General features: G+C 69.0%; 11 protein-coding genes and 1 pseudogene. 7 read left to right on the top strand and 5 right to left on the bottom strand.

Annotated features, from left to right (window positions below; genetic code table 11):
- The 4 genes from ACKOQ4_RS01435 to ACKOQ4_RS01450 form a co-directional block, all read left to right on the top strand.
- On the top strand, positions 1 to 1,334 hold a 1,334-nt coding region (locus ACKOQ4_RS01435; protein ID WP_526288102.1), incomplete at its 5' end, for a cadherin-like domain-containing protein.
- Positions 1,335 to 1,416: 82 nt separating this feature from the next.
- Positions 1,417 to 2,340, top strand: coding sequence for a DUF4436 family protein (locus ACKOQ4_RS01440; protein WP_526288104.1), 924 nt, complete (start codon positions 1,417 to 1,419; stop codon positions 2,338 to 2,340).
- Positions 2,341 to 2,566: 226 nt separating this feature from the next.
- Positions 2,567 to 3,721 (top strand): transporter substrate-binding domain-containing protein, encoded by a 1,155-nt coding sequence (locus ACKOQ4_RS01445; protein WP_526288123.1) that lies wholly within the window; start codon positions 2,567 to 2,569, stop codon positions 3,719 to 3,721.
- A 52-nt stretch (positions 3,722 to 3,773) separates the two neighbouring features.
- The gene (locus ACKOQ4_RS01450; RefSeq protein ID WP_526288106.1) at positions 3,774 to 4,886 is read left to right on the top strand and encodes a transporter substrate-binding domain-containing protein; all 1,113 of its coding nucleotides are present in this window, start codon (positions 3,774 to 3,776) and stop codon (positions 4,884 to 4,886) included.
- Positions 4,887 to 4,940: 54 nt separating this feature from the next.
- Here ACKOQ4_RS01450 and ACKOQ4_RS01455 read toward each other — a convergent pair whose 3' ends face one another.
- Positions 4,941 to 5,327 (bottom strand): DUF4345 family protein, encoded by a 387-nt coding sequence (locus ACKOQ4_RS01455; RefSeq protein WP_526288108.1) that lies wholly within the window; start codon positions 5,325 to 5,327, stop codon positions 4,941 to 4,943.
- On the bottom strand, positions 5,324 to 6,088 hold the full coding sequence (locus ACKOQ4_RS01460; protein WP_526288110.1) for an HD domain-containing protein: 765 nt from the start codon (positions 6,086 to 6,088) through the stop codon (positions 5,324 to 5,326). The genes ACKOQ4_RS01455 and ACKOQ4_RS01460 overlap by 4 nt, the downstream gene beginning before the upstream one ends.
- 75 nt (positions 6,089 to 6,163) lie before the next feature.
- Here ACKOQ4_RS01460 and ACKOQ4_RS01465 point away from each other — a divergent pair, with 75 nt between their 5' ends.
- Positions 6,164 to 6,796: a TetR/AcrR family transcriptional regulator gene (locus ACKOQ4_RS01465; RefSeq protein ID WP_526288112.1), complete on the top strand. Its 633-nt coding sequence runs from the start codon at positions 6,164 to 6,166 to the stop codon at positions 6,794 to 6,796.
- A 63-nt stretch (positions 6,797 to 6,859) separates the two neighbouring features.
- On the opposite strand, the gene ACKOQ4_RS01470 is transcribed toward ACKOQ4_RS01465, so the two are convergent.
- Positions 6,860 to 7,351 (bottom strand): SixA phosphatase family protein, encoded by a 492-nt coding sequence (locus ACKOQ4_RS01470; RefSeq protein ID WP_526288115.1) that lies wholly within the window; start codon positions 7,349 to 7,351, stop codon positions 6,860 to 6,862.
- Between the two features lie 73 nt (positions 7,352 to 7,424).
- Here ACKOQ4_RS01470 and ACKOQ4_RS01475 point away from each other — a divergent pair, with 73 nt between their 5' ends.
- Both ACKOQ4_RS01475 and ACKOQ4_RS01480 read left to right on the top strand, forming a co-directional pair.
- Positions 7,425 to 8,573 carry a metallophosphoesterase family protein gene (locus tag ACKOQ4_RS01475; protein WP_526288117.1) on the top strand — a complete coding sequence of 383 codons (1,149 nt, stop codon included), beginning with the start codon at positions 7,425 to 7,427 and terminating at the stop codon, positions 8,571 to 8,573.
- The gene (locus ACKOQ4_RS01480; RefSeq protein WP_526288119.1) at positions 8,570 to 11,200 is read left to right on the top strand and encodes an AAA family ATPase; all 2,631 of its coding nucleotides are present in this window, start codon (positions 8,570 to 8,572) and stop codon (positions 11,198 to 11,200) included. Before ACKOQ4_RS01475 ends, ACKOQ4_RS01480 begins: the two co-directional genes overlap by 4 nt.
- On the opposite strand, the gene ACKOQ4_RS01485 is transcribed toward ACKOQ4_RS01480, so the two are convergent.
- Both ACKOQ4_RS01485 and ACKOQ4_RS01490 read right to left on the bottom strand, forming a co-directional pair.
- On the bottom strand, positions 11,181 to 11,897 hold the full coding sequence (locus ACKOQ4_RS01485) for a hypothetical protein (protein WP_526288121.1): 717 nt from the start codon (positions 11,895 to 11,897) through the stop codon (positions 11,181 to 11,183). The two genes, ACKOQ4_RS01480 and ACKOQ4_RS01485, sit on opposite strands and share 20 nt — an antisense overlap.
- Positions 11,898 to 12,280: 383 nt before the next feature.
- Positions 12,281 to 13,180, bottom strand: a pseudogene (locus tag ACKOQ4_RS01490) (hypothetical protein); the annotation flags it as partial.

Consider the following 13,180-nt stretch of genomic DNA (forward strand, 5'->3'; position numbering starts at 1 on the left):
CCGCCCAGGCCCGTCATGCCGCGGCCGCCGACGGGGCGGCGGGTGCGGTGCTGACCGACGCGTTCGAGATCACCGTCTCCGATGGGCACGGCGGCACGGTGGTGGTGCCGGTGGCGGTGGCGGTGGCCCCGGCCAATACCGCCCCGGGTGGGTCGGCCAGTGCCGGCGCTCCGGATGGCGAGGGTCGGGTGGTCGGGTCGGTGTCGGTCAGCGACGCCGATGCCGATCCGTTGACGTTCACCGCCTCGACGCCGGGCAAGGGTGTTGTGACGGTCAACGCCGACGGCACGTTCAGTTATGTGCCCACCCCGCAGGCCCGTCATGCCGCGGCCGCCGACGGGGCGGCGGGTGCGGTGCTGACCGATGCGTTCGAGATCACCGTCTCCGATGGTCACGGCGGCACGGTGGTGGTGCCGGTGGCGGTGGCGGTGGCCCCGGCCAACGCGATCCCGACCGGCATCCTCAGCCTCGGTGAGCCGGCCGCGAACGGGAGACTTACCGGCGTGGTCACGGCGGTCGACGCTGATTCCGACGGGCTCAGTTACAGCGCGTCGGCACCGGACAGAGGCAACGTGACGGTCAATGACGACGGTACCTTCAGCTACATCCCGGCCCGAGGCAAGCCGCTACTGGGCGACGCCTTCACCATCACGGTCTCCGACGGCCATGGCGGTACCGTCGAGGTCCCGGTGACGGTGGCCGCGCCGGCCGATTCGGCGCCGAGCGAGTTCGGCGGCGGTGGCGGCGCCCTGACCGTGCTCGGTGTCGCCCTGCCCACGGTGGCGGACGTCGCCGTCACCCCTGCAGCGGTGAGCCCCGTCGACATCGCCGCTCCCGCGGCTGCCACCGCGGAAACCGCGGCGGGTTCGGCGGAGGCCGCACCCGCGGCAGCCTCCGCCGGCGCTTCCGAAACGGCGGCGCCAGCCGCCGCCGCAGTCGCGGCGACCGCGGCTGCCGCGCCGGCAGCCACTGCTGCCGCGGCCGCCGGGGCCTCGGCTGCCTCGGCCGGCGGGCAAGGCTCCTCCGACAACGGTGACGCCGACGGGACCGCTGCTGCCGTCGCCGCCTTCAAGGCGCTCGCTGCGAAGCCAAACGGCCAGCAGCATTCGGCAATGACGTCTGGCAAGAGTGCCGGTAAGAGAGCCGGGAAAAGTGCCGGCAAGCCGTTCCCGTCCTCCAGCGAGGAGAGCGCGCAGAGCGCCGACCCCTACTCGCCCAAGGATCCGGCCGCCACACTCGGGCTCGTCACCGTCCTGCTGCTGGCGATCCCGTTGGCCGGAGCCTCCGCCACCTCTGCATCTGGGGCTGCGGCGGGCACGAAAACCGGACGGTGATGAACCCGCCGGGGCGCTGGGCTTGGTCTGGCGCTAAACACCACTCTCACGAGCGGTTTTTGGCTAGTCTTCGCACATTATGGTGACCACGGAGCGTGTACCGCCCGAATCCGGCGAGGCAGCTCAAAGTTCCCCAGCGCGGCCGAAGTGGAAGCCGATAGTTTTCGTCGTCCTTCCGGTCATCTTCGCGATCACTTTCATCGCATTCATGCTGACCTCGTTCATGCAAGTCAGGCATACATCGCTGGTGGCGGGTGATCCGAATCTGCGCGATGGCATCAAGGTCACGGCCAACGTCGTCGATGTGACGCCCGCGGACCGGGTCGTGCGGCTGCGACTCGCCTTCGTCCCGATCGGAAAGTATTCCCAGGATGGGAATTTTCTCACCCAGGGAGTCAAGGTGACGGTGCTCGGGGGAGCCGACGTCGTTCACGACGTCTACGAGAAGTCCGAGATCATGCTGCCGGCCGATGTGCGGCTACCGCTGCGGTCCGGGAATATCAGCATGTACCCGTTCGACAAATACGAGACCACCATGCGCGTCGAGGTCAGCGCCGAGGACGGCAAGTCCATCCCGGCGTCGATGGAGGTTGAGGCGTCAAACCCCGGCTACCGGGTGCAGATGGCCTCAATCTCCCCGGGTGACGACGCGACCCGCGATCTGAACATCCGGGTCTCTCGGGCGCCGACGACGATCTTCTTCGCGTTGTTCACCTCGGTGCTGATGTTGACGCTGACGTCGCTGGCGATCATGACGGTCTACTGGCTACTCCGAGGTGGTGCCTCCGAGAGCGTCCGGTTCATGATCCCACTGATCCTTGTGCTGCTGTTCGCGTTTCCCGCGATCCGCAGTTTCGCGCCGGGTGTGCCGCCACTGGGCGTCCTGGTGGACTTCTTCGCCTTCTTCTGGTGCGAGATCGCGCTGGGGATCAGCGTCATCATCGTCTACGCCCACCTGATGCGGGAGATGAGAAAAGCCGCGGCAGAGGAAGAAAGCGCGGAATAGCGCCAACTTCGCCGGGAAGTAACCCGCCGGAGTCTGTCTGCAGGACGTTCCCGATCGAGGCGGTGGTGGGCCGAGTCATCCGGGGTTTGCGGGTCCGGAAAAATCGCTCCGACAAACTCGGCCGTCGGATATTGTTCGCAAATCCAAGTGTCCTCGGAGTCGACAGGGAGTCCTAAGCGTGCGCGCACGATTCGGATCACGATGGCATGCAGTCATCGCAGTGTTGATGATCACTGCTGTTTTCGCGGGACTGCCGATGGCGACCCTGGCGGCGGCGAGTCCCCGAACGGTCACGGTCGCGATTCGGACTCTCGCTCCTTTCGTCATCGAAAACGATGCCGGGAAGTCGGGTTTCACCATCGAACTCTGGGAGGAGATCGCAAAGCGTCAGGGGTGGACCACTCAGTATGTTGAGGCGAAGAACGTCACCGAACAGCTGAAGGACGTCGCTGAACGGCGTGCCGACGTCGGGGCGGGGGCGATCTCCATCACTGCCGATCGGCGGCAGAAGTTCGATTTCTCTCAGCCGATCTTCAACGGCGGCCTGCAGATCCTCGTCCCCCATCGGGCGGTGGTTCCATCTCAGCCCGGTTTGATCAACTTCCTGCCACTGCTGTTCTCGAAGGCGATGGCCATGTGGCTTTTCGCCGGATTGATCTTGTCGGTGATCCCCGCCCATATCTTCTGGCTCATCGAGCGTCGTAAGTCCGGCGCCGCCAAGGCTGGTGAGGACGCAGGAGAGGAAGGGGAGGGGGAAGAAGGGGACGAGGAGGAAGAGGAAGAAGGGATCTCGCGCTCCTACTTTCCCGGCATCTTTCAGGCCTTCGCATGGTCGGTGGGATTCCTGGGCTTCATGCCCGACACCTTCCCGCACCGGGCGCTGGGCCGGTTGCTCGGAATCCTCTGGGGGTTCATCGCCATAATCTTCGTCTCCTACTTCACCGCGACGTTGACCACGAACCTGACCGTCAACACCTATGCCGGCCAGATCACCGGCCCGTCTGACCTGCCGGGCAAGAAGGTGGCCACGGTGGCCGGGACGACCTCTGAACGGCACCTGCAGGATATGGGTATCCCGGCAAAGGGTCTTCCGACCATCGACGACTGCTACCGCGGACTGCGCGAGGGCAGTTATGACGCCGTGGTGTTCGACTCCCCGGTCCTGCGCTACTACGCCGCCGGCGACGGGGCCGGCGCGGTGGAACTCGCCGGACCGGTGTTCCACGAAGAGGACTACGGGTTCGCATTTCCCACTAGTAGCGAGTTGCGCCCGCAGGTGGATCAGACACTGCTGTCCATTCGTCAAGATGGCACGTACGACTTGATCAAGCGGAAGTGGTTCGGCGGAGATGACGCTCAGTCCGGTGGCGAGCCAAGTTAACCCCCGGGCTCCTCGACGGCTTGAGGCGACTAGAGAAAGAAAGGTCTGCAACATGGGATTGCGCTTGCGTGGCTTGATCAGCGTGTTGATGATCATCGCTGGTTTCGGGTTCCTGCCGCTCGCGGTGCCGGCCGGTGCTCAGCCTCGTGAGGTGGCGGTCACCGTCCGCACCCTGGCACCTTTCGTGATGAACCAGGACAACAATCGGACGGGATTCACCATCGACCTGTGGGAGGAGATCGCCAAGCGGCAACAGTGGTCGACCAAGTACATCGACGCTGAGAACGTTGCGGCACAACTGAAAAATGTTGCGGAGGGTCGTGCGGACGTCGCCGCCGGCGCGATCTCGATCACCGGTGAACGATTGGCGACCTACGACTTCTCCCAGCCGATCCTGTCGGCGGGCCTGCAGATTCTGGTTCCCAAGCGGGCGACGGAGGCGGCCGAGCCGGGCCTGAAGAATTTCCTGCCGATCCTTTTCTCCAAGACCATGCTTTTCTGGTTGCTCGGCGGGCTGCTGATGGCCTTGATCCCAGCCCACATCACCTGGCTGGCCGAGCGCAGGCATCCCGATTCGATGGTGGCGAAGTCCTACATACCCGGTATTTTTCAGGCGTTCATCTTCTCCGGTGAGACGCTCACGGCGACTCAGGAAGACGTACCGCGGCATTGGGTGTCGCGCGCTTTGACGATCCTGTGGGGGTTCGTCGCGATCGTGTTCGTCTCGTTCTTCACCGCGACATTGACTACCACCCTGACGGTCGGCTCATTCGAAGCCCAGATCAACGGGCCGCAGGATCTCTTCGACAAGAAGGTCGCAACCGTGACAGGCACTACCTCGGCGAAATTCCTCGAGGGAATGGGAGTGAAGGCGACCGGTCTGCCCACCATTGACGACTGCTACCGGGCACTGGAGAAGGGCGAGTACGCAGCCGTCGTCTTCGACTCGCCGGTGTTGCGCTACTACGTTGCCCACGACGGCGCGGGAGAGGCGCAGTTGGCCGGCGACGTTTTCCAGGCCGAGGACTACGGCGTGGCGTTCAAGCAGAACAGCCCCTTGCGTCAGGCGGTCGACGAGTCCCTGCTGGCCATGCGTCAGGACGGCACCTACGACGAGATCAAGGCCAAGTATTTCGGTGATCCGCAGGAAGACGCGGCCGGCTAGACCGTCCCGGGTCATGGGCATCGGGCTTGAGCACATCCCGACTGTCGCCGGCGGTCACGCGGCGGTCGTCCAGGCGGTTCCCGACGCCCACAGCAGCGCAACCGCGCCCAGCACTTCGACGACGAAGTAGAACCAATTGGGGTAGAGGGAATTCGGGCGGTCGACGACACCGGACACCAACCGCCCGAACGCCATGCCGCCCAGGGCGGCGGCCACCGTGATCAGGATCCCCTCCCGGGCGGGGTGCCCCGTCGCGGCCATGATCAGCACCCCGGCGATCGCCAGGCCGAATCCGCCGTAGACCGCGCGCACCTCGGCGCGCGAGGTGGGCCGGGGCAGCATGATCCCGAACGGGCGGATCAGCGCGGCCGGCCGGGCAAGCGCGAAGACGCCCATGCCGGCGAAGAACACCGCCATCACGATGACCACCACGAGGCTCATCTTGACTCCTTGTCGTCCCATACTTCGGTGGCGCCGTCGTCGCGCTCGAAAGGCGAATGCCTTATACGCCACAGGAATTGGCCCCAGCGGCACAGCAGCGCAGTGGTGGACCGCGGCTCGGCACGGGCCTCGCCCCGGATCTTCCCGGCGAAGAAGCCCTCGAACCCGGAGCGGGGATGGTCGTGGAGAACCTCCGCGACGGTCCGCGGGTGGATGTCCTCCAGTCGCATCCCGGTGACGTCGGCTGCGGCGCCGAAGTGCAGCAGCGCCACCTCTGGTCGTTCCCGGCCGGCCGCACCGACGTCGAGATGCATGCGAATCGCCCGCGCGACGACACCCGCCCGCTCCTGCGGCCAGCCCCGCTCGTGCAGCCAAGACTCGGCCGCCTCCGCCCCACGCTGCTCGAAGGGTCCTCGTCCGCCGGGGAACTTCGTCAGCCCGAGATCGTGCAGCATCGCCGAGACGAAGAGCAGTTCGGCATCCCAGTCCAGACCGTCGCGGGTGCCGAGAACAGCGCCGAAGAGGTAGGTCCGGTAGCAGTGGGCAGCCAGTGCCCCGGGCGAATGGCTTCGCATCAGCGCGGCGGACTCCAGGGCGACGGCGGTGTCGGGAAAGCCGACGTCGTGTGTCGCGACATAGTGCGGTGACCGCCAGCCCACCCGCCGGGCGGCGCGGCGCAGACTCTGCTCCACCTGAGCGCGGGCCAACCGCCCGACGACGCGCCCCGTCCCCGGCGCGGGTTGTTGCAACCCTTCCAGCACAGCGTGATGGTAGAACCGTCCCGTGATGTATTGCAACCGTTCTAATAAAGTGGGTCGGCGCAGTACGATCGGTGGGTGCTTGCCGCCCACGAGCGTCGTATCGACCCGCGCAGGCAACGGACCATGGAGGCCCTGCTCACCTCGGCGCGGCAGATGTTCGCCGACCGCCCCGTCGACGCCATCACCGTCGAGGAGATCGCCCAGCACGCCGGTGTCGCCGTCGGCTCCATCTACAACAACTTCGGCAGCAAGGAGGGTCTGTACGCGGCGGTCGTGGCCCTGGCACTCGACGTCGACCGCGACTACATGGACCGCGCCTACACCCCCGACCGTGACCCGATCGAGCAACTCCTCGCCGCATCCGAGCAGTACCTGCGCTTCGCGCTGGACCACCCGCAGTTCTTCCGCATGCTGGCCTTCCCCGCCAAACCGGGTCCCTATCCGGCCGCTGCCCAGACCGCCGCGCTGCTGAGCCGGCGGGTGGACGAGCAGAACGCCCGCATGGTCGATGCCATCGAGCGCGGCATCGCCGAGGGCAGCCTCCGGCCGGTCGATCCGCAGACCACCGCCACCATCCTGTGGGCCAGCTGGAACGGGATCATCAGCCTGGCCTGGCGCCACGACGACCTCAGGCGCGACCCAGAGGCGCTCGCCGAACTGATCGAGCGCGCAGCCGATCTCGTCAGCTTCGGACTCCGGCGGGGCTGATCCGCGCGGCCAGCGCAGCGGTGCGTCTCACCGCGGAGCGTCTTTCAAACGTGGGGTGTGCTCTCACCGCGGAATGTGGAACCGGGTCAGTTCGGCGCCGCGCAGGGTCAGCTCCGACCACGTCCCCGGCACCCTGAGCACGGCGATGCCCGATGTCGGGAACTTGCGCGCGACAGCCTCGGCCGAGGCTCGGTCGCTGCCCGGGCCGGCCAGCCCGAGCGTGACGGCGCTCGTGGTCGGCTCATGGCCCACGACCAGCAGGGTGGCGACGTCGTCGGCGACCGAGTTGATCTCGTCGATCACCTCCCCGGGGCTGGCCCCGTAGAGCCGGTCGAGGAAGCTGGCCGGGGCCGGTACCGCCGTTGTCTGCAGGGTCTGGCGGGTGCGCACCGCCGAGGAGCACAGCACCGCGTCGATCTGCGGGGCGTTGGCCCTCAGCCAGTCGCCGGCAAGCGCCGCCTCGCGGATTCCGCGTTCGGCCAGCGGCCGCTCGTGGTCGCCCACGCCCTCGGGGTAATCCGATTTCGCGTGTCGCATCAGCACCAGGGTTCTCATTCGTCCCAGGTTAGGCCACATGCCGATCGAGGTCCGGGGAGTTGTCAGACCCCCGCCATACACTCGCGCCACTATGAAGTTCTTGCACACCGCGGACTGGCAACTGGGCATGACGCGGCACTTTCTCGAGGAGGACGCCCAGGCGCGTTACTCCGCCGCGCGCCGCGAGGCGATCGTGGCCATCGGCGCGCTGGCCCGTGAGACCGGCGCGGAGTTCGTGGTGGTGGCCGGCGACGTGTTCGACGCCAACCAACTCGCGCCCAAGGTCATCAGCCGGTCGCTGGACGCGATGCGGGCGATCGACGTCCCGGTCTATCTGCTGCCCGGCAACCACGACCCGCTCGACGCCGCGTCGGTGTACACCGGCGAGTTGTTCGGCAAGGAGTGCCCGGACAACGTCACGGTCCTCGACCGTGCCGGCGTGTGGGAGGTCCGCCCCGGCGTGCAGATCGTCGCCGCGCCGTGGCGGTCCAAGAAACCCACCGCCGACCTGACCGCCGAGGTGCTCGCGGGCCTGCCGGCCGACGGCACCGCGCGCATCCTGCTGGCGCACGGCGCCGTCGACTCACTCGACCCCGACCGGGACAACCCGGCCCAGATCGCGACGGCCGGCCTCGCCGCCGCACTCGAGCGCTCCGCGGTGCACTACGTCGCACTGGGGGACAAGCACTCCCGCACTCAAGTGGGCGACAGTGGCCGGATCTGGTACTCGGGGTCGCCGGAGGTCACCAACTTCGACCACAAGGAAGCCGACTCCGGCCATGTGCTGGTGGTCGACATGGACCTCGAGGATCCGGCACACCCGGTGGGCGTCGAGACCCGCAAGGTCGGCACCTGGCGGTTCGTCAGCCTGCGGCGCGAGGTCAACAGCAGCCGAGACATCGCCGATCTCGACGTCAACCTCGACCAACTGCCCGACAAGGACCGCACCGTGGTCAAGGTCGGAGTGGTGGGCACGCTGACCGTCACCGACCGCGCCGCGCTGGACGCGGCCATCGACCGGCACACCCGGCGGTTCGCGGGCCTGGCCATCTGGGAGCGCAACACCGATATCGCGGTGATGCCCGCCGATGACGAGTTCGACGACCTGGGCATCGGCGGGTTCGCCGCCGATGCTGTCGCCGAACTGGTCGCCGCCGCCCGCTCCGAGGGGGACGACGCCGGGACCGCCCGCGGTGCGCTCGCGCTGCTGCTGCGGCTGCACCAGGGGAGTGCGGCGTGATCCTGCACCGCCTGCGCCTCACCGACTTCCGCGGCGTGTCCGACCGCGCGATCACCTTCCCCGACCAGGGTGTGGTGGTGGTCTGCGGACCCAACGAGATCGGCAAGTCCTCGATGCTCGAGGCGCTCGATCTGCTGCTGCACTACCGCGACCGCTCGGCGCACCGCGACGTCAAGGCCGTCAAGCCCGCCCACGCCGATGTCGGCGCGCAGGTGGAGGCCGAGATCAGCACCGGCCCTTACCGTTTCGTGTACCGCAAGCGCTTCCACAAGAAGGCCATGACCGAGCTCGAGGTCATCGCGCCCAGACGCGAGCAGCTCTCCGGCGACCCGGCCCACGAGCGGGTCGAGGCCATGCTCGCCGAGACCCTCGACAAGAGGCTGTGGGACGCCCAGCAGGTGCTGCAGTCCGCCTCGACCAGCGCGGTGAACCTGTCCGGTTCCGACGCGCTGTCGCGTGCGCTCGATGCCGCCGCCGGTGAAGCCGAGACAGCCCCGTCGGGGGACGAGTCGTTGCTCATCGACCTCGTCGACGCCGAGTATTCGAAGTACTTCACCGGCACCGGCCGGGCGACCGGGGTCTGGAAAGCCGCCATCGAGCGGGTCAAGACCGCCGAGGCGGAGGTGGGCGGCTGGCTGCTCGCCGTCGCCGACGTCGACGAGCGCGTGTCACGCCACGAGCAGTTGACCGCGACGCTGCGGGAACTGGAAACGGCACTGGGCCCGGCCAACGAACGGCTGACCGCCGCGCGCACCGCCCACGAGGCGCTGGCCGAACTGCGCGAGAAGTTGCGCCAGGCCCGCCTTGTCGCCGACGCCGCGTCCGCGAACGCCACCAATTCCGCGCTCGCCAACGGCCAGCGTCAGCAGTTGATCGCCGACGCCGAACGCCGCGGCGCGGCACTGGTCGGGTTTCACGACAGCCTCACCGAGGCCCAGGAGCAGGAGGCGCTGTGCGCCGAGGTCGCCGAGGCGGCGACCGCCGCAGCCGGGCAGTCCGACGCCGCACTTCTGGCCGCGCAGCAGCGATTCGACACCGCGCGGACCGCCGCCGAGGCCTGTGTCGCCCGGGAGACCGCCGACAAGCTGCAGTCCCGTGTCACCGGAATCGACCACGCCGAGGCCGAACTGGGCCGCATCGGCACGGAACTGGCCGCCATCACCCTCACCGACGCGGCACTGGCCGGCATCGAGAAGCACTGGGCCGCCGTGCAGCGCGCCGAGGCTCAGTTGACCGCCGACATCGCCACCGTGGAGTTCACCGCACCGGCGGACCTCGACATCACCGTCGACGGCCGCACCCGCACCCTGGCCGCGGGCCAGGTATGGACCCACCCCGCCTCGACGGCGACGAGCGTGGACGTGCCCGGCGTGCTGAGCGTGCGCATCGACCCCGGCGCCAGCGCACTCAAGCTGAGCGCCGATCTCGAAGCCGCCCAACGACTTCTGGATCAGCAGCTGGCCGCTGCCGGGGTGGCCGACGTCGATGCCGCACGTGTGCTGGACGCTCGCCGCCGCGCGCTCATCGACAGCCGCGCCACCCATGCCGCGAAACTCGAGGGGCTGTGCGCAGGCCAGGACGCGGCGGAACTGCGCAGCCAACTGGCGGCGCTACGAACCGTGGCCGCCGGTGGCGAGCAGGTCGACGCCGAGCAGTTCGACGCCGAGGCGGCGGCTGTCGAACTGGCTGCGGCCGACACGGCACTGCGCGCCGCCCGCACCGAGGCCGACACCCACCACAAGGCCGTCGCCGCGGCCACCGCGGCATTGGCAGCCAAGGCCACCGCGACGACGGTCGCACGGGACCGGCTCAGCACCGCGGACACCGAGTTCGCCGCGGTGAGCGATCAGTTGGCGACGCTGCGCGCCGCGGTCGCCGACGAGACCGTCGCCGCCCGGGCGGCCGCTGACGCCGCAACGCAGCACAACGCCGATGCGGCCGGCGCCGCCCTTGCCGAACTGTATGCCGCCGCCGAACCGGACGCCGTCGAGGCCGAACTCGCCGCCGCGTCGCAGGCCGCCGCGGCCATCGCCGCCGACCGGGAAACCGTCAAGCTGGATTTGCACGCCCTGACCGCCGAGTTGGGTGTCATCGGCAGCGAGGGCCGGCAGGGCAGGCTGGACGAGGCGCAGGCCGAACTGGAACGCGCGCGCGCCGACCACACCCGTATCGGGGAGCGGGCGTCGGCGGCAGAGCTGTTGCGCAGCACCATGATCCGCCACCGCGACAACACCCGCCAGCGCTACGTGCAGCCCTACCGCACCGAGTTGGAGCGGCTGGGCCGCGAGGTGTTCGGCCCCAGCTTCGAGGTCGACGTCGACACCGAACTGACCATCCAGACCCGCACTCTGGAGGGCTGCACCGTCCCGTTCGACGCACTGTCCGGCGGCGCCAAGGAGCAGCTGGGGATCCTGGCCCGGCTGGCGGGAGCCGCGCTGGTCGCCAAGGAGGACACCGTGCCGGTGATCATCGACGACGCGCTCGGTTTCAGCGATCCCGACCGGCTTTCCAAGATGGGGGCCGTGCTCAACACGGTCGGCGACCGCGGTCAGGTGATCGTGCTGACCTGCACCCCGGGCCGCTACGACGGTGTCGCCGACGCCGCCGTCATCGAACTGAGCGCTTAGCCCGGCGCGACGCCGGCGCCGCGTCCGCCGAAACGGTTGCTTTGCTCCGCGCCGCGCGCGGCGTGCGGGTGAGCGGGCTGGCATCGGTGCCGGCGGCAGCAGCCGGAACGGACGGGGCCGCGGCCGCGATCCGTGCGCGGGCACGCGAACGAGCGGTGGCGACTGCTCCGGCGACCTGTGCCGTCACTTCGGCGACCGGCCGGGCGACCCTCCTTCCGGACTTGCCTGACCCGGCGATGTCACCGGGGGCCGACGACGGAGGGGCAACGGGCCGGGCCCGGGTGGGACGGGTCTGGGCCCGGACGGCCGGCGTGGCGACCGCCGCACTCGGGAACGGGAACGTCGACTCGGGGTTGAACAGCCGGACGATCGGGGTGACGAGGAGTTTGACGATGCCGATGACCGCCCCCAGCGCCGCCGCCACGACGTAGAGCGGGGGAAGGATGGCGTAGCGGATCTTGTCGGGCAGGTTGGCCACGAAGTTGTCGAGCCAGGTGTAGTTCGGGTTGTAGGTGGGAGTAGAAGTCGGAGTGCTGCCCGCCGCCGGGGACACCGCCGCCGCGGCCGCCGGGGCGATCGGGGCAATCGCGCCGGCGACTCCGCTGACCAGCGAGGTGACCTCAGCCTGCAACCGGACGGCGGCGACCTCGGTGAGCCGCGGCGGCGAGACCGATGCCCGGGTGTGGGGAACGCTCACCGACCCGAGTGCGACGATCGCGGCGACGGGTAAGACAAGGCGGTTTCGGTTCGCATGGCTCTGCACGGGGCACCCCTCCTGATGAGCACGTTGCTGGCAATCATAACTTACTCTCAGGTTCGTGCTTATCTGCCCGTAGGTAGTGGTGGGGAGGGCGCAATCTGCGGCTGCCAGCAAGCTGATCGCTTCGCCGCGCTAGGTTACGGCCCCGACCTAATCGCCGCTTTGGATACCGAACGTGTCACTGCGCAGTCCAATTCCGGCGAAGGCTTGACGGTGCCGGTGAATTGCTCGGGGCCCGAGGTTCCCGTGGTCCCCGGGACGAGGCACGCGGCGAAGTCGGCCACTCCCCCAGGAGGGGGCCGAATTCGTTATCCGCCTGACTACGGAGTGCCGGGCTGGCCCGCGGTGCCGGGGGATCCCGTGGGAGTACCGGTACCGCCAGGGCCGGCGGCGCCGCCGGCGCCGCCGGAGCCGGTCGTCCCGCTCGCGCCGCCGGCGCTGGAAACGCCGCCTGCGCCGCCGTTACCGCCGTTGGCACCGTTTCCGCCGCGGCCGCCGGGTTGGTTCCGCGTTGAGCCACCGCGCCCACCGGCACCGCCTGCCCCGGCGTTGCCGCCGTTGCCGGACGGGCCGGTCGTGCCCTTACCGCCGGTGCCGCCGCTGCCACCACCACCACCGTTGGCGGCTGGGCCGCCGGGGTAGTAAGTGGCGCCGTCGTCGCCCGAGGCGCCGGTGCCGCCCGTTCCGCCCCTTCCGCCGTCACCGCCGTTGGAGGCATTTCCGTCGTAGAGACCGTCTTCCCCGTTTAGAGACGGATCGGCACCGGTACCGCCCTTACCGGCGACCCCGGCGTCCCCGCCGTTGCCGCCCTTGCCGCCGCCGCCGCCGGCACCGGGTGACTGCGATGGGGTGCCGTAAATGGTCAACGTGCCCTGTCCACCGAAGCCTCCTGCTGCGCCGGTGCCTGCGGTTCCGCCGTCTCCGCCGTTTCCACCGTTGCCTGCCTTGGCGTTGGCGCCGCTCGTTCTGCCGGTGCCTCCGAGACCGCCGTTGCCACCGTCTCCGCCGGTGCCGCCGTTGCCGGCCTTGCCTCCCCGACCGCCGCTTGCGCCGCCAGTACCGGTAGTTCCGTTGGCACCAGCGGGCGGGCTGTAGCCGCTGCCGCCCCTGCCGCCGTCGGCGCCATTCGAGCCGGCGGTTCCGTCGCGACCGATGCCATCGAGTGCTCTGGTGAGGCCGTCGCCGCCGAGCCCGCCGAGACCGCCGTTGCCGCCGTTACC

It is taken from the genome of Mycobacterium sp. (assembly GCF_046095365.1).
Taxonomy (GTDB): domain Bacteria; phylum Actinomycetota; class Actinomycetes; order Mycobacteriales; family Mycobacteriaceae; genus Mycobacterium.